Below are 18,543 nucleotides of genomic sequence, written 5' to 3'. Positions count from 1 at the left end.
GGATCAGTTGATCGCCGGAGCCCGCGCCCCAAATTAAAACGGAGCCTCAAGGGCTCCGTTTTTCATGGGCGACAACCGCCATCGAAGGCGTTCAATCGTCCAGCGCAATCGCTTGCATGTAGAGCTTGGTCGAGCGCGCACCACTGCGGCAGAACATCAACAAAGGTCGCGGCAACGTCTTCAAAAGCGCCGCACACTGCGCAATTTCTTCTGGTGACTGATACCCGCCTTGCACCGGCAGGTGTGCATACGCCAAACCGGCAGCCTGAGCGGCCTGCTCAATGGCCGCGCTCGTAGGCTGATCGGGGCCACCTTCCATATCAGGGCGATTGTTCAACACCGCCTTGAACCCAGCCTCAGCCACGGCCGCCATGGCTTCAGGCGTGAGCTGAGGGGCGGCAAAAACTTCCGGGGCAATCGGTTGCAGCGTCACAGATTCGCTCATGGTCAAAACCCTTGAATGTGAAAGTCTGGATTGTGTCGCAATCAACCGGCCAGTGCTGCCTTGACCGCAGCAGACACCAAGCCCATGTCGGCCTGCCCAGCCAAGCGCTGCTTGACCACACCCATCACCTTACCCATGTCGCCTGGACCCGCCGCGCCCAACTCGACCACGATGGCCTTCACGGCATCCGAGATTTCTTCCGCCGTCAAGCGCTTGGGCAGGTAGCCCTCCAGGACAACGATCTCGGCCTTTTCCTTGTCGGCCAAATCTGCACGGCCTGCGGCGTCGTACTGCTGCGCAGCGTCCTTGCGCTGCTTGATGAGCTTGTCCACGATCGCAACGATCATGGCATCGTCCAGTTCGACGCGCTCATCCACTTCCTTCTGCTTCATGGCGGCCAACAGCATGCGGATGGTACCCAGACGGTCGGCTTCCTTGGCACGCATTGCGGCCTTCATGTCGTCAGAGATGGTTTGTTTGAGGCTCATGGTCTGCTCTTGAAAAAAACAGTTCAGAAAAAGACAAAGCCCGCATGGGCGTCCCCGCGCGGGCTTGTGGTCTGGTTGACGACGCCGGTCAGCGAAGCCAATCCGACAACCGAAGAAGCAATTAGTACAGCTTCTTGGGCAGCTGCATGCTGCGCACGCGCTTGTAGTGACGCTTGACGGCAGCAGCCTTCTTGCGCTTACGCTCAGCGGTGGGCTTTTCGTAGAACTCGCGAGCGCGCAGTTCGGTCAGCAGGCCCAGCTTTTCGATGGTGCGCTTGAAGCGGCGCAGGGCAACGTCGAACGGCTCGTTCTCTTTGACACGGATGGTCGTCATTACTAATTCGCTTTCAGTGTGAATGCATTCAACAGGGCCCGAACATGGCCACCAACCGCACATCTTCAGGTCGCCACACAAGCCCGTAAGGGTCTGCATACTGCTGCCACCAGGGTCTGGGCCCGCCCCCGTTTACCACGTCCGGAATTCGCGGCTGGAAAACGGGCTGACCTGTCTCGGTGTGCACAGCGATGACTGAACACGCTTGGCCAGTGGACTTCTTTGCAAACATGCACGAAGCCCCACCAACAAAGCCTGAGATTCTACCCCGATTTCAACAAATATTCCAGATTTACCCGCAAGAATCTGGACAGATGAACTCAAAAAGGCTGATCCAGGCGCTCAATACCCTGCTCTTGCGCCAAGATCGCGCGCCGGCCCGCGTCCGGAAGGTTTTCCGCCATCAACACAGGGAACAACCCGTCAAGCCTTGAAGGCTGACACCGCAATGTCTGCACGACATCCCAAAGTGGCTCCAGCACGAAGGCTCGCTGCAACATGCGGGGATGAGGCAAATGCAGTGGATCGGCCTCGCGCTGCAAGCCGCCGTGCCACAACACGTCCAGATCCAGCGTGCGCGGCGCATTCACATACGGGCGCTGACGATCATGGTGAATCTCCAGGGCCTGGAGGCAACTCAGTAATTCCAAGGGGCCCAAGGGCGTGCGCAAAGCAATCACCGCGTTGATGTAATCCGGTCCTGTGGCATCGACTGGCTTGGTGCGATACAGCGGAGATGAGGCCAATACCGCCGTGGACGGGAACAGACTCATCCCATCTCGGGCCTGTCGCAACCGGGTGTGAACATCCCCGAGATTGCCGCCCAAGCCGATGTAGGCGATGAAATGCGGCGCAGCCGACAACGCCGCGCCACTCGACTGCATCAAGATGCGTCTCCACCACCCTGGCCCGACGCCCCACCCTCGCCTGCAGGCTTACGGCGACGACGACGGCGCTTCTTGGCGGCAGCGCCCGCATCATCCCCAGCGACGCTGGAGCCGCCCTTTGCGGAGGCGGAACGGGGGGCTTGCTGCCGCTTGCTGATTTCCTGCTGGCGCGCGGCATCCATCAAGTCCCGCTGCTCAGCCTCATCGGCCAGCGAGAACGCCTCCCACCAGCGAGCCAGTTCGGGATCCGCTTCACCAGCCTGGGCACGCAAACGGAGGAAATCAAATCCTGCGCGGAATCGAGGCTGCGCCACCAGCGTGTATGGGCCATTGCCGACGCGACGATCGAAGCGCGGCTGCATGGTCCAGATCTCACGCATGTCGGCGGCAAGCTTGCCGCGACCAGAGATGTCGCCAATGCGCGCATCAAAAACCTGATCCGTCGCCGTCTGCAAGGCTGGGAACACAGGCTCGCCCTGCGCCTGGTTGCGCTTCCAATGATCCAGCACATCGTGCCAAAGCAAGCAAGCCAGCAAGAAGCTGGGCGCCACCGGCTTGCCCTCACCAACACGGCGATCGGTGTCCGCCAGCGCCAATTGAACAAACTGTTCACGACCAGGATGTCGACGCGCCTCGTCAAAGACAGCATCCAGAATCGGGAACACGCCGCTATCCAGACCTTGGTGCCTCAATTGCGCCAACGACGCTTCGGCATGCCCGGTCTGAAGCAGCTTGATCATTTCGTCAAACAGGCGAGACTGCGGCACGTTGGAGAGCAGTTCAGACATCTCCTGCAAAGGCTCACGGGTCTTGGGCTCAATATCGAAGCCCAATTTCGCGGCAAAACGCACCACGCGAATGATGCGAACCGGATCCTCCCGATAACGCACCACCGGGTCACCAATCATGCGCAGCACGCGCTTTTTGGCGTCCTTGATGCCACCGTGGTAATCGACCACGACACCCGTGCGGGGGTCGTAATACATCGCGTTGACAGTGAAGTCGCGACGCGCGGCATCCTGATCCTGCGGCCCCCAGACGTTATCGCGCAACACACGACCGCTGGCATCCACCACATGTGACTTGTCGCCCAACTCCTTGCGCGACGTCTTCTCATTCCCGGTGACCTGCTCGGCCGCGTTCGGGTCGAGGTAGGCACGGAAAGTCGAGACTTCAATCACCTCGTGCTCACGGCCACGTCCATACACCACATGAACGATGCGGAAACGACGCCCGATGATGAACGCACGACGGAACAAGGACTTGACCTGCTCAGGCGTGGCGTTGGTGGCCACGTCAAAGTCTTTCGGACGATGCCCCAGCAGCAGATCGCGCACGGCACCGCCCACGATGTAGGCCTCGTAGCCCGCGTCTTGCAGTGTTTCCACCACGCGACGCGCACGATCATCCACCAAGTCCGGATCAATGCCGTGCTCGGACTGCGGCACATCGACGCGCTTGCCTGTCGGGATACGCGAAGCCTTCGCCCCCGTGCGGCCACCTTTGGTGCCAGGGTGCTTGCGGGCTTGGTCTTTACCCAGGATTTTGTCTATCAGGCTTTTGATCATTCAAACAACTTCAGGATGCGCCAGCCACGTTCGCGGGCAACGCTCTCCAGCGCGGGGCTGGGATTGGTTGCGACCGGATCGCTGGCTCGCTCCAGCAGAGGCAGGTCGTTGGGGGAGTCACTGTAGAAACTGACGCGATCAAAATCGCCCAGTTGCCGGCCTTGACCGGCAAGCCATTGTTCCACACGTGCGATTTTGCCTTCTCTGAAGGAAGGAATGCCGGCAATTTCCCCTGTCACGCGGCCTTCTGTATCCCTCACCAACTCCACGGCCAACAGGTCATCGACATTGAAGGCGTCGGCGATGGGGCGCGTCACAAACTCATTGGTGGCCGTCACGATGGCAATCAGATCTCCCTGATGGCGATGTTGCTCGACCAATTCCAAAGCCTGCGGCTTCATCGCAGGATAAATGACCTCTTCCATGAATCCCTGCTGCAGGGCTTCTTGCGCCTTGGCATCCATTTGACGCCAGACACTGGTGGTGAAACGGATGTAGTCAGCGAGCACCAACGTGCCCTCACAGTACTGCTGATAGAAACCGTCGTTGGTGGCACGGTACGCCGCAGCATCCACCAGCCCTCGCCGAATGATGAATTCGCCAAACTCGTGATCCGAGTCAAATGGCAGCAACGTGTGGTCGAGGTCAAACAAGCAAAGGTTCATGCGGTCTCCGAGGCCAGCATCTGTTTCAGCAAAGGGACGGTGAGCATGCGCTGCTCGGCCAGAGCGTAGCGATCCAGGCGGTCCAGCAGGTTCATCAGGAAGCCCAGGTCACGGCTGTAGCGCGTCAACAAGTAAGACAGCAACTCGTCACCGAGCGTCATGCCACGGCGGGCAGCTTCGTGTGTCAAGGCTGCCTTGAGTCCGTCCTCGGGCAGAGTATGCAAGACGAATGTCAGCCCCCAGCCCAGTCGGGTGCGCAAATCGTCGCGCACTGCCAGATCGATCGCTGGGGTCGCGCCGGCCGCGATGATGTACAGCGGCCCCACCGAAGCGTCCACCCGCTCACCACCGGCTAACGCGGCAGCCCCGGCGGCAGACTCGATGAAAAGATTGAACGCAAGGTGCTGGTGATTGGCATCCAGCTGCTCGCACTCGTCGATCAGTGCCAGTGTCGGTGCCCCAAGGTCTGGCGCATCCCACATCTGACAAGTCTGCGCATTGAGCCAGATGACACCAAACCCCGCCTGCAATGCGCGCTCGATCATGGCACGCAACAGATGGGTTTTGCCGGCGCCTTTCGGGCCCCACAAATAGACATGGGTTCCCAGCCGCTCGACAGCAGGCCACGCCTTGAGCCAGGCCAACAGTTCGTGGTTATCGCCTTCGATGAACTCTTCCAGTCCGGGCACGCTGACAGGCCCCAGATCCAAGGGGATCTGGCGCATCGACGGCTGGCCGGAATGGGCAACAGGAGTGAGCGAAAGGCTGCTGATCATGTGGGCGGAGATTCTATCGATCTCCTGCCCTCCCTTTCGCAACAGGCGGCTTAATTCTTGCCGCCGTACACCGCGACGCGGGCAGCCTCCAATGCTTCCTCCAACTTGGCCTGACTGCGGTCGTGCTCTGGCTTCGCCTGATAGTCGGCCACGATCGCGGCCTCGCGTCGCTTGTATTCAGCCAGGCGGGCGCTTTCGTCTGCTTGCTTCTTGGGGTCGGGTTGTGGCGCAACGGCCTTCAACTCAGCAGACAGCAACTCGAACTTCTGTTTGCGCAACGTCTCATCGGGCTCGATGTCCCCCAGAAGGGCTTGCTGGAGCATCACGGCTTCGCCAGACGTGATTTCGCCCTGCTTCAATCGGTCAGGAACCTGATCCAACAGGCGTTGGGCCAATTGGTGTCGCATACCGACATCAGAGCTGTCGCGCAGGGATTGCCACTGACTGAATCCTTTTTGAAAGCGCAAATAGGCCACCAGCCGATCAAGCTCCATTTGGGGGCTGTCTGCGGTCGACGCGGCATCTTTCAGCGCCCGCCAATCTTCTGCAGAAAAATCTGATGGGCGCCCGTCAGGCATCACGGAAGGTGGCACCAAAAGGGCCGACGGCACCTCACTGCCGGTTTGAGCCATGTGCGCCTCCAGCCCTCGCAGGGAGTGGCCATCAGATACCCCTGCGCCTTGCGCAGAAGCGTCTGCCCTCGCCTCCCAAAACCAATAGCTCAAGCCAATCAAAATACCGGCTGCTGCTGCCAGAAACCAGGGGCGCTGGTACCAACCTGAACGCTCATAAGAAATCATGCGGGCTCGACCTGTATTTGTCTGAATTGCCGCGATTTTCTGAATAACGAACAACGATATGAGATAGTAAAAACCCCCTCGAACAATGGATCGCCCCTTAATTGGAGGGGGGTTGAGCCACTACACTGGCGGCCTGTCAAGATTCTGTCTGTCCTGGTATGAACCTGTCTTCTCTGGATCCTGTTGTGCTGGCCGCTGGCGGTGCAGTGATTGCTTACCTGATCGGCTCTTTGTCTTTTGCCGTGATCGTGAGCCGCCTCTTTGGCTTGGCCGATCCACGCAGTTACGGCTCGGGCAACCCGGGCGCGACCAACGTTTTGCGCTCGGGCAACAAGGCTGCAGCCATCCTGACCTTGGTGTTTGATGCGTTGAAGGGTTACATCCCCGTCGCGATCGCGGTGCAAATGGGTCTGGACGTGACCGTGGTGACGGCCATCGGTTTGGGCGCTTTCCTGGGGCACCTGTGGCCGGTGTTCTTCAAATTTGAAGGCGGCAAAGGCGTCGCAACCGCCGCCGGCGTGCTGCTGGGTTTTGCCGGCGGGCTGGGTGGCCTGGTCTTGCTGACGTGGTTGGCCGTGGCCGTGATCACGCGTTACTCGTCACTGGCCGCACTGATTGCTTCGCTGGCGGCGCCGGCCATTCAGGTGCTCGGCTGGGGACTGAGTGTGCAGACCATCGGCGTTGTGGTCATGAGCGCGCTGCTGATTTGGCGCCATGAAGCCAACATCCGCAAGCTGATTGCCGGGCAAGAAAGCAAGATTGGTCAAAAGGCCAGCGCGCCTCCTGTATCCAAGGCCTGACACGATGAGGCCATCACACACGCCATGGGGCCGATCGCTGTGGGCACTGGCATTGCTGCTGGCCGTTGTTTCAGGGGGCTTTCAAGCCTATCACTGGTGGCAGCGCGAGCAGTTGTCTGCCTCGATCCAGTCACGTGCGCAAAGTGTGCCCATCACCCTGTACACGACGTCGACGTGCCCCTATTGCGCACAGGCCAAGGTCTGGCTGGATGGGCACCAAGTCCGCTGGACTGAGTGCAACATTGAGCTCGACCAGGCGTGTCAGGCAGCCTTCAATCGGCAGGGAGCACCTGGTGTGCCGCTGATGCGTGTGGGCGATCAATGGCACCTTGGCTTTGATGTAGCCTGGCTTGACCAAGCCCTTCAGTCCGTCACGCCAGACCGAGTACGCTGAGGTCGCCCCGTCCCTCGCGGACCACTTCCACACTGCCTTTACTGAGGTCAATCACGGTGGTCGGCGCCATCGGGCACGCACCAGCATCGACCACTGCCTGAATGCGCTTTTCGAGCGCATCGCGGATCTCATCTGCATCGTTGAGCGGCTCGTCGTGATCAGGCAGGATCAAGGTGGTCGCCAGCAAGGGCTGCCCCATCAACTCCAGCAACGATTGCGTGACCCGATGATCCGGCACGCGCAGCCCAATGGTGCGCCGCGATGGATGAGACACCCGGCGAGGCACTTCTTTCGTGGCTTCGAGAATGAAGGTGTAGGGCCCCGGCGTCGCAGCCTTCAGCATACGGTATTGCGCGTTGTCGACTCTGGCGTAGTTGGCCAACTCAGAGAGGTCGCGACAGAGCAGCGTCAGATGGTGCCGCTCATCCACACCGCGCACACGACGCAAAGCGTCAACGGCTGCTTTGTCATCGAGGTGGCACACCAAGGCATAGCTGGAGTCTGTGGGAATGGCCACAACGCCACCTTGATGCAGGATATCTGCCGCCTGCTTGAGCAGACGGGGCTGAGGGTGTTCCGGATGAACTTCAAACAACTGGGCCATAACTGTTCAGCCTACCGCACCCGCACCACGCAAGCAAATGGGATCAAGCGCGCACGATGCGATGCGACAACGCTTCCCAAACCGGCGTGAGCCTGGACGGCAAGTCTGGCAAGGCGCCCAGATCAATGTGACTCTCGGACGGATCATGAAAGTCCGAGCCGCGCGATGCCAACAGATCGAACGACCGGGCCATGTCTGCGTACTTGACGTATTCATCGGGCGTGTGGCTACCGGTGACCACTTCCACCCCTTCGCCGCCCAGTGCCTTGAACTCGGTGAACAACGCGTGCTCTTCGTTGGGCGTGAAGTCATAACGACCCGGATGGGCGATCACTGCCACACCGCCGGCCTGCGTGATCCAGCGGACCGCGTTACTCAAAGTCGCCCAACGGTGCCCCACGTAGCCCGGCTTGCCTTCAACGAGATAGCGTCGAAACACTTCATGCGAATCGGCGCACAGCCCGATCTCGACGAGATAACGCGCAAAGTGCGTGCGAGAAATGAGGTCAGGGTTACCGACGTATTTCAGCGCGCCCTCGAAGGCGCCGTGAATCCCGACCTTGGCCAGATCCTCGGCCATTTCGTGTGCACGACGCTCCCGACCACCACGCGTGTCAGCCAGACCTTTCACCAACTGTTCGTTGTCGGCATCAAAGCCCAAGCCCACGATGTGAACCGTCTTGCCTGCGTAGGTCACCGAAATTTCACTGCCGGTGAGGTAGTCCATCCCCAAACGGTTGGCCGCTTCACAGGCCCGGCGCTGGCCACCCACTTCATCATGATCCGTCAAGGCCCACAAGCGCACACCATTGTTGAAGGCGCGCTCGGCAACAGCTTCAGGCGACAGCGTGCCGTCTGAAACGTTGGAGTGGCAGTGAAGATCAGCGTTGATGGATGACATGTGCAAATGCTATCAAGCCCCGGATGAGCGCCGCATCACACGCGGCATTAACCCCATCGGCGACTGGCTCGCGCCGCCGCAGAGGCCGCAGCCTGAAGGCTGCCCAGAGTCAGTTCACGAACCAGTTGCTCATCCACGGGATGGCGATACCGGACTTTGATGTGACGCATGCCCTTGCCTGCGCCTTCCAGCTCGGGAAACTCAGGCACCAACATGACGCCATTGAAAATCTGCAAGTGCGCATTCATCTTGTAGAGCACGATCGCCATGACGTTCTCGTGTTCGTTCATGAAGCACAGGTTGCCCCATTTCACCTCGGGTCGGAGGTGTGGCGCAGCGGCCAGAATCGCGCGATGCATGGCTTGCGCAGTGTCCCGTTGTTCGGGGCGCAGGCTGTCGTAAAACGCATTGATCAGCGCGGGGGACTGAAGAGGTCGGCGCATGAGGGTAGGCCCATCACAAAAGGTACAACAAAAGGCTTCCGTGCGCCCACCCCTCCCGAAGGCCTGACGACCTTCGCATGAGCGCGCAGCCCTGCTGACCACCTCTTCTGTGTTGATGCTTATGGGCTTGAACGATGCGCCACCGACGCTCGTTCGACTGGAATGCCTGAGGGGCAGAGTCTAACAGAGCGTCGGAAAACATTCCGTTCAACCAAGGGGCGGCCTATCGAGAGACTGCATGCCCCAATGATGTCAGGTCTTGGGCAACGTGACACCGGTCTGACCTTGGTATTTGCCACCTCGGTCACGGTAACTTGTCTCGCAAACTTCATCGCTCTCGAAAAACAGCACTTGTGCGCAACCTTCACCCGCGTAAATCTTGGCGGGCAGCGGCGTGGTGTTGCTGAATTCAAGCGTCACGTAGCCTTCCCACTCGGGCTCGAACGGGGTGACGTTGACGATGATGCCGCATCGCGCGTAGGTGCTCTTGCCCAGGCAGATGGTCAGCACATTGCGTGGGATGCGGAAGTATTCGACCGTGCGAGCCAAGGCGAAGCTGTTGGGCGGAATGATGCAGACATCGCTGTTGATGTCGACAAAACTCTTCTCGTCGAAGTTCTTCGGATCCACCACGGTGGAGTGGATGTTCGTGAACACTTTGAACTCGGGCGCCACGCGGATGTCGTAGCCATAACTGCTGGTGCCATAGCTCACGATCTTCTGGCCGTCGGCGGCATAACGAATCTGCCCGGGCTCAAACGGCTCAATCATGCCGTGCTCCTCGGCCATGCGACGAATCCAGCGGTCTGACTTGATACTCATGCAATCTCCTGTTCTACAGGCGTGATTGTGCTTGATTGCGGCGCCGTTGCTGCGAAGTGTCGTTTGCGGCAACTGGCGCACCAATGAAATGCACACTTTGTGGCACAGAAATCGCTTGATGAAACTCACCAAAAAACAAGCACGCGCCCACCTAGAGGTGGTGATGTGCAATACGCTGAGGTTCACATGTCAGATTTCAAAGCCTTCCTGAAGGCAGGGCATCCTCCGACCCTGCTCGCTTCATTTCTTTACTTCGATTTCACCTTCGCCATCTGGGTGCTCAACGGTGCCATGGCGCCGTTCATCTCCGAGACCTTCCATCTGACGCCCGCTCAGAAGGGGTTCATGATCTCGGTACCCATTCTGGCCGGCGCACTGATGCGCTTCCCGCTGGGCGTGATGGCGCAGTACATTGGCCGCAAGAGTGCTGCGATGGTGGAAATGGCGCTGATCATCCTGGCCTTGCTGTTCGGCTACTTCTTTGTGGACACCCACGATGAAGTGCTGGCCATGGGCGTGTTGCTCGGGATTGCCGGTGGCAGCTTTGGCATTGCTTTGTCGCTGGGCTCAGGCTGGTTCCCAGCCAAATACAAGGGCCTGGCCATGGGCATCGCTGGTGCAGGCAACAGCGGCACGGTGCTCGCCGTCTTGTTTGCGCCACCGCTCGCCACCAAGTTTGGCTGGCAGGCTGTCTATGGACTGGCTGCTGCCACGATGGTCCTGCCCATGATCGTCATGGCCGTAATTGCCAAGGAGCCACCAGATCGCGAACATCAGACTTTCCGCGAACACGTGGCTTGCCTGTTTGAGAAAGACGGCTGGGCATTCAGCCTGATCTACGTGATCACCTTTGGGGGCTTCATTGGCCTGGCCAACTTCCTGCCCACCTACTTCTACGATCAGTTCAAGGTCACCAAGATTGAAGCCGGGCAACTGACCATGCTGGCCACGCTGATGGGGTCAGCCACGCGAGTCGTGGGTGGCTACGTGTCGGACCGTTGGGGTGGCATCAACGCACTGACGGGTGTGTTGGCACTGGTCATCGTGACGCTGGTGGTGTGCGGCACGATGGGACAGAACTTGGCCCTGACCACGCTGCTGTTCATGCTGTGTTTTGCGGCATTGGGTGCGGGCAATGGCGCCTTGTTCCAACTGGTGCCCTTGCGCTGGCCTCTGACGACGGCCGTTGCCGGCTCCATGATTGGTGAACTGGGCGCACTGGGCGGCGGCTTCATCCCCAACGCCATGGGCTTGTCGAAGCAGCACTTTGGCACGTACTTCTATGGCTTCCTGGCCTTTGCGATTTTGGGCGTGGCAGTGCTGGGCATGATGCGCGTCATGCAAATTCGCTGGACCCGAACCTGGGCAGAAAAAGGCGGCAAGGCACGACGGACACCGGCCGCTGCTCGGCGCTGAGGCGCCCTGCCCGCAAGGCTGCTTCGCACAGAAGGCTCCTCCCACCAGGGGGAGCCTTTTTCGTTTCGCCGTCGATCTGTGATCAAGAAGCCGCTCAAGCCTTGGGCAAAAAGACGACCCAGTACACCAGCAGCAAATTGAAGAGCACGGACAGGCCCAACGCGATCTGCCAGAGGGCCAATGGGTCACGAGCGATGAGGGGCGTCGACAAGGGGGCGTTCAGCGGGCGAGATGCGCCACGATCGAGTGCCAGCGCCATCTCTTCGGCCGTCTCAAAGCGCTGCCGCGGATCCCTGGAAATGGCCTTGAGCACGATGTGGTCAAGCCAGATGGGCACATCCGGCCTCAAGCGCGATGGCGCGACCGGGTCTCGCTTGTAGCGCCCCCGCTGATAGGGTTCGACATCACCATAGGGCAACTTGCCTGTGAGCCACTCGTACAGCGTCACCCCCAACGCAAAGAGGTCGTTTTGAGGGGCTGCCTGCGTCAGGGCAGCGTCGTCATCCCATTGTTCTGGGTTCATGTAGCTGGGCGTGCCCGCATGGAGGACACGCAAGGCTTCCGGCTCCTTGCCTGACAAGGCCACCCCCAAATCAAAGATGCGCCAGTAGCCGTCTTCGCTGCGATGGATGTTGTCAGGCTTGATGTCGCGGTGAATCACGCCATATTGGTGCAAGCGTCCCAACGCGCGCACCACAACGGACACCGCATCGACCACCTCTCGCACCGTGAACTGCCGCTGATCTTCGAGCATGTCGCGGAGTGTGGCCCCGTCGTGCCAGTCAAACAGTGCATAAAACCGAGTGGCTGCCCCTCGTTCATGCACGCGCACGAGGCCTCTGGGATCTCGCTCGGTAACGCGCGCGCCCAACCAGGCCTCATGCGCCAGCATGGCCAGCTCCTCCGGGTCACTGGCCCGCGCTTCGTGCAAGGTCTTCAGGGCCAGCCATTGCCCGGTTTGCAGGTCTTGGACCTTGTAGAGCCGGTGGATGCCATTGGCAAAGACGCATCGCTCGACACGAAGTCCGTCCAGCACATCCCCCGCATTCAGCCGGGGTGGAACGGGCAGCGTTCGCCCCCGCCGCTCGGCGTCCTGAAGTCGGCTGCCCGCCAGGCCCTGTATGCGTAGCACGACCGCGGTGGCATTGTCCCGCCCCCCTGCCTGCAAGGCCTTGGCAACCAGTGCATCGGCGACATCTTGTGCCGCCCCCATTGCCATCAGATCCAGCATGGCCTTCGGTTTCACAACCCCATGCACGCCGTCGCTCGTGAGCACAAAGACGTCACCGATCTGAAGGTCACCGGTCTGGTATTCGACGCGGATGCCGTCGTCCAGCCCAATGGCGCGTGTCAATCCATTCTGAAACGGCAGCGAGCCCAGTGTGTGATCTTGCGTGAGCTGCACGCACTCGCCGCCGCGCACCAGAAATGCACGGCTGTCGCCCACGTGCGCCAGCGTGTAACCATGCCCCTGCAGCACCAGCGCGGTCAGGGTCGTCATGCCGGTGATGCGATCTGATTCATCGCGGATGTTCTGGCGCCGACGGTTGTGATCGACAAGCCAAGTGTTTTGTGCGGAGATGAGGCGCTCAAGCGCCACCGTGGTATCCCAGGTCGCGGGCGTGCAGTAGTAATCGGTCAGCAAGGCGTGAACGGTACTCCGAGCGGCCTCGCGCCCGCCTCCACCGGTCGACACGCCATCTGCCAGCGCAGCCAGCACACCCAGGTGCTCGTCTGCAGCCGCTGGCGAGGCGACTTGGGCGTAGTCCTCTAACTCGGGACGCGGGCCAATTCGGCTGCACACCCCCACCTCAACATCAAAGCTCATTGTTATCTTTCATCTGACTGTCCTCAGCGACGTGTGCACGCCCTGCGCGCCACGCTTTTTTATGCCCGAGACAGGGAGCAATTTCCGAGCCCGACGCCATCTGCGCGAACTGGCCCGATTTCTGCTTGGTGATCGGCATAACGATTCTGATATTCGCTGACGGAGCATTCCCATGACCAAGATGAAACTGGTGATGGTGGGCAATGGCATGGCTGGTGTTCGCACGCTTGAGGAACTGCTCAAGCTGGCGCCAGACATGTATGACATCACAGTCTTTGGGGCTGAGCCACACCCTAACTACAACCGCATCCTGCTGTCTCCGGTGCTGGCCGGGGAGCAAACACTGGATGAAATTGTTCTCAACCCGCTGGAATGGTATGCCGAGCATGGCATCACCCTTCACCTCGGCAAGCGGGTGGTGAGCGTCGATCGCAAACGAAGGATCGTCACAGCAGACGATGGGACCCAGGCGGAGTACGACCGGCTCTTGCTGGCAACCGGCTCGAATCCCTTCAAACCACCCGTTGAGGGCGGCGATCTGGAAGGCGTCATTGCCTACCGCGACATTGCCGATACCAACTACATGATCGATGCGGCGCGCACCAAGCGTCACGCCATCGTGATTGGCGGTGGCTTGCTCGGCTTGGAGGCCGCCAATGGCTTGATGTTGCGAGGCATGGATGTCACGGTGGTGCACATTTCCCGCACCTTGCTGGAGCGTCAACTCGATCACGTCGCGGCGGGCTTGCTTCAAGAGGCTCTGGAGCGGCGGGGTCTCAAGTTCCGCATGGGCGTGCAGACCAAGGAGATGCTCGGCGACGCCTCTGGCCATGTCAGCAGCATTCGCTTCACGGATGGCGGGTCGCTCCCTGCGGATCTGGTGGTGATTGCTGCAGGCGTCCGCCCCAACACGGCTTTGGCTGAGCAGGCCGGCATCCACTGCAACCGCGGCATTGTGGTGACGGACACCATGCAGACCGTGACGGACCCGCGCGTTTACGCCGTGGGCGAGTGTGCCGCGCACCGAGGTGTGGCCTACGGGCTGGTCGCGCCACTGTTTGAGCAAGGCAAGGTGTGCGCCAACCATCTGGCCATGTACGGCATTGGGCGGTATGTGGGCTCGCAGACATCCACCAAGCTCAAGGTGACTGGCATCGACCTGTTTTCGGCAGGTGACTTTGTCGGCGGAGAAGGCACGGAGTCCATCGTTCTGTCCGACCCGTTTGCCAAGGTGTACAAAAAACTGGTGATCAAAGATGACAAGCTGGTCGGAGCCTGCATGTATGGCGATACGACCGATGGCAGCTATTACTTCAGATTGATCAAGGATGGCAGCAAGATTGCCTCCATTCGATCTCAATTGATGTTTGGCGAGCCAGCTCAACACCAACCAGTTCAAGGACAGACGTCCGGGCTGAATGAATCATCGCCATGCGCTGCCACGCAGCCCGCTGAGAAGGAAGGCGCCCAAGAAGGCGCGCTTGCCTGACAGCTTTGCCCGACATCACCACACCTTTTATCCATCATGACAAATCAACTTTTCGAGCGTCGTGCGCTCCTCAAGGTTGGCGCAGCCCTGCCCTTCGCCACGCTACTGCCTCACACGGCCTCCGCGCAAGTGGTCAACATGAACGATGCCATCAACAAGGCTGGTCGTCAGCGCATGCTGTCGCAACGCATGGCCAAGGCCTGGCTGGCTGTCGGACAGGGCATCGAAGCCAAGAAAGCAGACAAGATCTTGTCTGAGTCGATGGCGCTGTTTGACCGCCAACTGACCGAGCTCAAGGCCTACGCCCCCAGTCCAGACATCAAGACAACGTACAGCACCCTGGATTCGGTCTGGAGCGACTACAAGTCTGCACTGGTGGGGAAAGCGCCTGATCGAGCCACGGCTCAGCAGGTCTTGGCACTGGAGGGCCGCGTGTTGAAGCTGGCTCATCAGGGCACAGTTCAGTTGGAACAGCTGTCTGGTCGGTCCGTCGGCAAGCTCGTCAACATGGCCGGCCGTCAGCGGATGCTGTCGCAGCGTTCTGCCAAGTGCTATCTCAGCAAGGCGTGGGGCGTCGCGACGCCGGATCAGCTCAAGGAGCTCGACGTCGCGAGAAAAGAGTTCGTGGACGCTTTGCAAACGCTGAAGAACGCACCGGAAACCACCCCTGCCATCAAGGGACAGCTGGAAATGGCTCAGCAGCAATGGATTTTCTTCGACAACGCACTGTCGCGCGCGGGTGATACGGCCAATGCCTCGCTGCATTCCAGCGAGGTGTTTTCCAGTAGCGAGAACATTTTGCAAGTCATGGACCTGGTGACCGGCTTGTACAGCAAGCTGACCTGATCGCAAGACACCGAGGCGGTCAGCACAGCATGACCGCCCATCCCGCTGAGAGAACTCAAGAGAGAAGCGTCATGACCGAAGCCAAGCCCTGTGTGACCCGTGCAACCTGCCCGTATTGTGGTACGGGGTGCGGCGTACTGATTGAGTCAAAGGAGGGGCGGATCACCCATGTGCAAGGCGATCCGGAACATCCTGCCAATCGTGGCCGACTCTGCACAAAGGGCAGCACGCTTCACCTGACTGCGGCACACAGCCTTCAGCAACAAGTGCGACTGCTGACGCCCATGCGCAGAGCGCAACGCAGCGGGGAAGCCGCCCCGCTGTCGTGGGACAACGCACTGGAAGAGGCGGCCGACAAGTTTGCCGCCATCATCCGGCAACATGGCCCCAACGCGGTGGCGTTTTATGGGTCCGGCCAACTCTTGACCGAGGACTACTATGTTCTCAACAAGCTGGTGAAGGGGTTGATTGGCACCAACAACCTCGACACGAACTCCAGACTGTGCATGAGCAGTGCCGTCACTGGGTACAAAGCCACCCTGGGCAGCGATGCGCCACCGGCTTGCTATGAGGATTTCCAGTTCGCGCAGACGCTGTTCATCACTGGCTCCAACACGGCGTACGCGCATCCCATTCTGTTCCGCCGCATAGAAGATGCCCGGCAGGCCAACCCGGACATGAAGTTGATTGTGGTTGACCCGCGTCGCACGGAAACGGCCGAGATGGCCGACCTGCACTTGGCGATTCGCCCAGGAACCGATGTGGCGCTGTATCACGGCATGCTGCACATCCTGCTGAAGGAGGGGCTGACGAACCCTGCCTACATCGAGGCGCACACCAACGGCTTCGAGGCCCTGAAGGCGCAAGTAGAGCCCTTCACGCCGGGACACACCGCTGCGGTCTGCGGCGTACCAGCCGAGGACATCATTCAAGCCGCGCGATGGTTTGGCGCGCACACGCCCACACTGTCTCTGTATTGCCAAGGGTTGAACCAAAGCAGTCGGGGCACCGACAAAAATGCTGCGCTGATCAACCTTCATCTGGCGACCGGGCAAATTGGCTTACCGGGTGCCGGCCCGTTCTCATTGACGGGGCAACCAAATGCCATGGGTGGACGCGAGGTGGGTGGCATGTCCACGCTGCTCAGTGCACACCGAGATCTTGGCAAGCCTGAAGACCGTGCCGAGGTGGCTGCCCTGTGGGGTGTGAACGATGTGCCGGCCACACCTGGTTTCACGGCCGTGGAAATGTTTGAAGCCGCTGCCAGGGGCGACCTCAAGGCCATCTGGATTGCATGCACCAACCCCGCTCAATCCTTGCCGGATCAGGCCCTTGTTCGCGAAGGCTTGAGTCGCTGCGAATATGTCGTGGTGCAAGAGGCGTTTGCCAGCACGGCCACCTGTGCCTTTGGTGACCTGCTGCTTCCCGCGACCACCTGGGGAGAGAAAGACGGCACCGTCACCAACAGCGAGCGCCGCATCAGCCGCGTCCGTGCAGCCATCGACCCCATGGGGGAAGCGCGACACGACTGGGACATCTTCTCCGAGTTCGGCCGTCGACTGGAGCGGCGACTGGCGCCACAGGTCGACCGCTATGTGCCCGGCACCACCACGCTGTTCCCGTACGATTCACCCGAGTCGGTGTGGAATGAGCACCGTGAATCTACCCGGGGGCGTGATCTGGACATCACAGGCATGAGCTATGCGCTGCTGGAGCAGACAGGGCCACAGCAATGGCCCATGCCAGAGGGCGCCGCGCAAGGGGCGTCCCGCCTCTACACCGATGGCAAGTTTCCGACACCCGACGGGCGCGCCAAGTTTGCGCCGGTGCGGTATGAGACTGTGGCCGAGCCCACAAACGGCGCTTACCCTTTTGCCTTGAACACAGGTCGTCTGCGGGACCAATGGCACGGCATGAGTCGAACCGGCAACCTGGGGCGATTGTTTGGACACGTGGCCGAGCCGGCGCTCGAGATGCACGCGGACGACATGCGTGCACTGGGCTTGACCAACGGCGATTTGGTTTGCATGGCGTCGCGTCGAGGTGAACTGGTCGCACCGGTGCAGGCCAGTGAAGCGGTCGCGCAACGCCAAGTCTTCATGGCCATGCATTGGGGCGAAGAATTCCTGAGCGGGCATGACCGTCACCACAAGCCCATTGCCGGCGTCAATGCGGTCACGACGGGGGCGTTCTGCCCAACATCAAAGCAACCTGAACTGAAACACGCGTCCGTGCAACTCACCCCCGTCAGCCTGCCCTGGCGCTTGCTGGCCGTGGCATGGTTGCCCGAATCGGAGGCCATGCACGTACGCACAGCATTGAAGCCATTGATGCGCAGTTTTGCCTTTGCCAGCTGTGTGCCATTCGGGCGTGAACCGCATGCGGAGGGCAAGGTCGGCATCTTGTTCCGTGCTGCACACACAGCGGCCATCGCAGAGTCGGTCATCCTGCAGATCAAGGAGTTGCTGGGCATTGGCGACGTCGATGTCATGACCTATGCAGACCCGCACGCGCATCAAGAGCGGACCATGCACATTGAACGCACCGCCGCGGGCTCGCGCCTGAGCGCCTTCATCATGACGGGTGACATCCGTTCCGAAGCGTGGTTGCGCCCCCTGCTGCAAGACGAACAGATCATCGACAGCTATGGCCAGCGACTGCTGACACCAGGCCCCGTTGCACCCGTCGAAACGGAGGCAAAGGGCGCACAGATCTGTACCTGCTTCAATGTGAGCGAGCCACAAATCGTCACGGTGCTAAGGTCTACAGAGGGCCAGCCAGATGCACGACTGACATTGCTGCAGCAGGCCCTGAAGTGCGGCACAAACTGCGGTTCGTGCATCCCCACGCTCAAAAAGCTGGTCAAGCAAACCCCAGTCGGCGACCACACAGCATCTGCGGCACTGGCATAGCCCGTCATAATCGGTGCGACCCCAATTGAGACCCTCCTATGAGGGGGTCGTCTCAGAATTCGGAAAATAAAGCACGTTAAGCCGGTTGCAATGCTCGCAACGGCCTGAACTTGCCCGCGCCGATC

18 protein-coding genes and 1 pseudogene are annotated in these 18,543 nt (G+C 60.2%); 6 read left to right on the top strand and 13 right to left on the bottom strand.

Translation table 11 applies throughout. From position 1 onward, the window contains the following. Positions 1 to 91: 91 nt before the first annotated feature. From ACMV18_RS14535 to ACMV18_RS14500, 8 genes are all read right to left on the bottom strand, one after another. Positions 92 to 445 carry a TIGR01244 family sulfur transferase gene (locus ACMV18_RS14535; protein WP_374258710.1) on the bottom strand — a complete coding sequence of 118 codons (354 nt, stop codon included), beginning with the start codon at positions 443 to 445 and terminating at the stop codon, positions 92 to 94. Positions 446 to 486: 41 nt separating this feature from the next. Beyond that, positions 487 to 933 (bottom strand): GatB/YqeY domain-containing protein, encoded by a 447-nt coding sequence (locus tag ACMV18_RS14530; protein ID WP_374258711.1) that lies wholly within the window; start codon positions 931 to 933, stop codon positions 487 to 489. Positions 934 to 1,054: 121 nt separating this feature from the next. Beyond that, the gene (rpsU, locus tag ACMV18_RS14525; RefSeq protein WP_012346814.1) at positions 1,055 to 1,267 is read right to left on the bottom strand and encodes a 30S ribosomal protein S21; all 213 of its coding nucleotides are present in this window, start codon (positions 1,265 to 1,267) and stop codon (positions 1,055 to 1,057) included. Between the two features lie 320 nt (positions 1,268 to 1,587). Then, complete coding sequence (gene folK, locus ACMV18_RS14520) at positions 1,588 to 2,151, bottom strand: 2-amino-4-hydroxy-6-hydroxymethyldihydropteridine diphosphokinase (protein WP_420818429.1); 564 nt, start codon at positions 2,149 to 2,151, stop codon at positions 1,588 to 1,590. Beyond that, the gene (gene pcnB, locus ACMV18_RS14515) at positions 2,151 to 3,722 is read right to left on the bottom strand and encodes a polynucleotide adenylyltransferase PcnB (protein WP_420818428.1); all 1,572 of its coding nucleotides are present in this window, start codon (positions 3,720 to 3,722) and stop codon (positions 2,151 to 2,153) included. Before pcnB ends, folK begins: the two co-directional genes overlap by 1 nt. Beyond that, positions 3,719 to 4,387 (bottom strand): HAD family hydrolase, encoded by a 669-nt coding sequence (locus tag ACMV18_RS14510; protein ID WP_420818427.1) that lies wholly within the window; start codon positions 4,385 to 4,387, stop codon positions 3,719 to 3,721. The genes pcnB and ACMV18_RS14510 overlap by 4 nt, the downstream gene beginning before the upstream one ends. Beyond that, positions 4,384 to 5,163, bottom strand: coding sequence for an HdaA/DnaA family protein (locus ACMV18_RS14505; protein WP_420818426.1), 780 nt, complete (start codon positions 5,161 to 5,163; stop codon positions 4,384 to 4,386). The genes ACMV18_RS14510 and ACMV18_RS14505 overlap by 4 nt, the downstream gene beginning before the upstream one ends. A 50-nt stretch (positions 5,164 to 5,213) precedes the next feature. Then, positions 5,214 to 5,963, bottom strand: coding sequence for a hypothetical protein (locus tag ACMV18_RS14500; protein WP_420818425.1), 750 nt, complete (start codon positions 5,961 to 5,963; stop codon positions 5,214 to 5,216). Positions 5,964 to 6,121: 158 nt separating this feature from the next. Here ACMV18_RS14500 and plsY point away from each other — a divergent pair, with 158 nt between their 5' ends. Both plsY and ACMV18_RS14490 read left to right on the top strand, forming a co-directional pair. Then, on the top strand, positions 6,122 to 6,763 hold the full coding sequence (gene plsY / locus ACMV18_RS14495) for a glycerol-3-phosphate 1-O-acyltransferase PlsY (RefSeq protein ID WP_420818424.1): 642 nt from the start codon (positions 6,122 to 6,124) through the stop codon (positions 6,761 to 6,763). Between the two features lie 4 nt (positions 6,764 to 6,767). Next, on the top strand, positions 6,768 to 7,157 hold the full coding sequence (locus ACMV18_RS14490; RefSeq protein ID WP_420818423.1) for a glutaredoxin family protein: 390 nt from the start codon (positions 6,768 to 6,770) through the stop codon (positions 7,155 to 7,157). On the opposite strand, the gene ACMV18_RS14485 is transcribed toward ACMV18_RS14490, so the two are convergent. The 4 genes from ACMV18_RS14485 to dcd form a co-directional block, all read right to left on the bottom strand. Further along, positions 7,135 to 7,761 carry an L-threonylcarbamoyladenylate synthase gene (locus ACMV18_RS14485; RefSeq protein WP_420818422.1) on the bottom strand — a complete coding sequence of 209 codons (627 nt, stop codon included), beginning with the start codon at positions 7,759 to 7,761 and terminating at the stop codon, positions 7,135 to 7,137. The genes ACMV18_RS14490 and ACMV18_RS14485 overlap by 23 nt on opposite strands. A 43-nt stretch (positions 7,762 to 7,804) precedes the next feature. Continuing rightward, the gene (locus ACMV18_RS14480) at positions 7,805 to 8,662 is read right to left on the bottom strand and encodes a 3',5'-nucleoside bisphosphate phosphatase (protein ID WP_374258726.1); all 858 of its coding nucleotides are present in this window, start codon (positions 8,660 to 8,662) and stop codon (positions 7,805 to 7,807) included. Between the two features lie 47 nt (positions 8,663 to 8,709). Then, the gene (locus ACMV18_RS14475; protein WP_374258728.1) at positions 8,710 to 9,105 is read right to left on the bottom strand and encodes a DUF1801 domain-containing protein; all 396 of its coding nucleotides are present in this window, start codon (positions 9,103 to 9,105) and stop codon (positions 8,710 to 8,712) included. Positions 9,106 to 9,357: 252 nt separating this feature from the next. Further along, positions 9,358 to 9,927: a dCTP deaminase gene (dcd, locus tag ACMV18_RS14470; RefSeq protein WP_374258730.1), complete on the bottom strand. Its 570-nt coding sequence runs from the start codon at positions 9,925 to 9,927 to the stop codon at positions 9,358 to 9,360. A gap of 186 nt (positions 9,928 to 10,113) precedes the next feature. Here dcd and ACMV18_RS14465 point away from each other — a divergent pair, with 186 nt between their 5' ends. Further along, positions 10,114 to 11,343, top strand: coding sequence for an MFS transporter (locus tag ACMV18_RS14465; protein ID WP_420818421.1), 1,230 nt, complete (start codon positions 10,114 to 10,116; stop codon positions 11,341 to 11,343). Positions 11,344 to 11,437: 94 nt separating this feature from the next. Here ACMV18_RS14465 and ACMV18_RS14460 read toward each other — a convergent pair whose 3' ends face one another. Continuing rightward, positions 11,438 to 13,171 (bottom strand): protein kinase domain-containing protein, encoded by a 1,734-nt coding sequence (locus ACMV18_RS14460; protein WP_420818420.1) that lies wholly within the window; start codon positions 13,169 to 13,171, stop codon positions 11,438 to 11,440. A gap of 172 nt (positions 13,172 to 13,343) precedes the next feature. Here ACMV18_RS14460 and ACMV18_RS14455 point away from each other — a divergent pair. From ACMV18_RS14455 to ACMV18_RS14445, 3 genes and pseudogenes are all read left to right on the top strand, one after another. Next, a pseudogene (locus tag ACMV18_RS14455) lies at positions 13,344 to 14,546 on the top strand (NAD(P)/FAD-dependent oxidoreductase); the annotation flags it as partial. 150 nt (positions 14,547 to 14,696) lie between these two features. Continuing rightward, a complete protein-coding gene (locus ACMV18_RS14450) occupies positions 14,697 to 15,506 on the top strand; it encodes a type IV pili methyl-accepting chemotaxis transducer N-terminal domain-containing protein (RefSeq protein ID WP_420818419.1) in 810 nt (269 codons plus the stop codon). Between the two features lie 71 nt (positions 15,507 to 15,577). Next, on the top strand, positions 15,578 to 18,418 hold the full coding sequence (locus ACMV18_RS14445) for a molybdopterin-dependent oxidoreductase (protein WP_420818418.1): 2,841 nt from the start codon (positions 15,578 to 15,580) through the stop codon (positions 18,416 to 18,418). Positions 18,419 to 18,543 lie beyond the last annotated feature (125 nt).

The sequence above is a fragment of the Aquabacterium sp. genome (assembly GCF_048860245.1).
In the GTDB taxonomy this organism is placed as follows: domain Bacteria; phylum Pseudomonadota; class Gammaproteobacteria; order Burkholderiales; family Burkholderiaceae_C; genus Aquabacterium.
The sequence above is the reverse complement of the archived record's forward strand: the minus strand, read 5'-3'. Positions and strand labels throughout refer to the sequence as shown.

Coding starts and splice junctions, on each gene's coding strand:
- ACMV18_RS14535 (WP_374258710.1), bottom strand. CDS start 445: ATGAGCGAATCTGTGACGCTGCAACCGATTGCCCCGGAAGTTTTTGCC.
- ACMV18_RS14530 (WP_374258711.1), bottom strand. CDS start 933: ATGAGCCTCAAACAAACCATCTCTGACGACATGAAGGCCGCAATGCGT.
- rpsU (WP_012346814.1), bottom strand. CDS start 1,267: ATGACGACCATCCGTGTCAAAGAGAACGAGCCGTTCGACGTTGCCCTG.
- folK (WP_420818429.1), bottom strand. CDS start 2,151: ATGCAGTCGAGTGGCGCGGCGTTGTCGGCTGCGCCGCATTTCATCGCC.
- pcnB (WP_420818428.1), bottom strand. CDS start 3,722: ATGATCAAAAGCCTGATAGACAAAATCCTGGGTAAAGACCAAGCCCGC.
- ACMV18_RS14510 (WP_420818427.1), bottom strand. CDS start 4,387: ATGAACCTTTGCTTGTTTGACCTCGACCACACGTTGCTGCCATTTGAC.
- ACMV18_RS14505 (WP_420818426.1), bottom strand. CDS start 5,163: ATGATCAGCAGCCTTTCGCTCACTCCTGTTGCCCATTCCGGCCAGCCG.
- ACMV18_RS14500 (WP_420818425.1), bottom strand. CDS start 5,963: ATGATTTCTTATGAGCGTTCAGGTTGGTACCAGCGCCCCTGGTTTCTG.
- plsY (WP_420818424.1), top strand. CDS start 6,122: ATGAACCTGTCTTCTCTGGATCCTGTTGTGCTGGCCGCTGGCGGTGCA.
- ACMV18_RS14490 (WP_420818423.1), top strand. CDS start 6,768: ATGAGGCCATCACACACGCCATGGGGCCGATCGCTGTGGGCACTGGCA.
- ACMV18_RS14485 (WP_420818422.1), bottom strand. CDS start 7,761: ATGGCCCAGTTGTTTGAAGTTCATCCGGAACACCCTCAGCCCCGTCTG.
- ACMV18_RS14480 (WP_374258726.1), bottom strand. CDS start 8,662: ATGTCATCCATCAACGCTGATCTTCACTGCCACTCCAACGTTTCAGAC.
- ACMV18_RS14475 (WP_374258728.1), bottom strand. CDS start 9,105: ATGCGCCGACCTCTTCAGTCCCCCGCGCTGATCAATGCGTTTTACGAC.
- dcd (WP_374258730.1), bottom strand. CDS start 9,927: ATGAGTATCAAGTCAGACCGCTGGATTCGTCGCATGGCCGAGGAGCAC.
- ACMV18_RS14465 (WP_420818421.1), top strand. CDS start 10,114: ATGTCAGATTTCAAAGCCTTCCTGAAGGCAGGGCATCCTCCGACCCTG.
- ACMV18_RS14460 (WP_420818420.1), bottom strand. CDS start 13,171: ATGAGCTTTGATGTTGAGGTGGGGGTGTGCAGCCGAATTGGCCCGCGT.
- ACMV18_RS14450 (WP_420818419.1), top strand. CDS start 14,697: ATGACAAATCAACTTTTCGAGCGTCGTGCGCTCCTCAAGGTTGGCGCA.
- ACMV18_RS14445 (WP_420818418.1), top strand. CDS start 15,578: ATGACCGAAGCCAAGCCCTGTGTGACCCGTGCAACCTGCCCGTATTGT.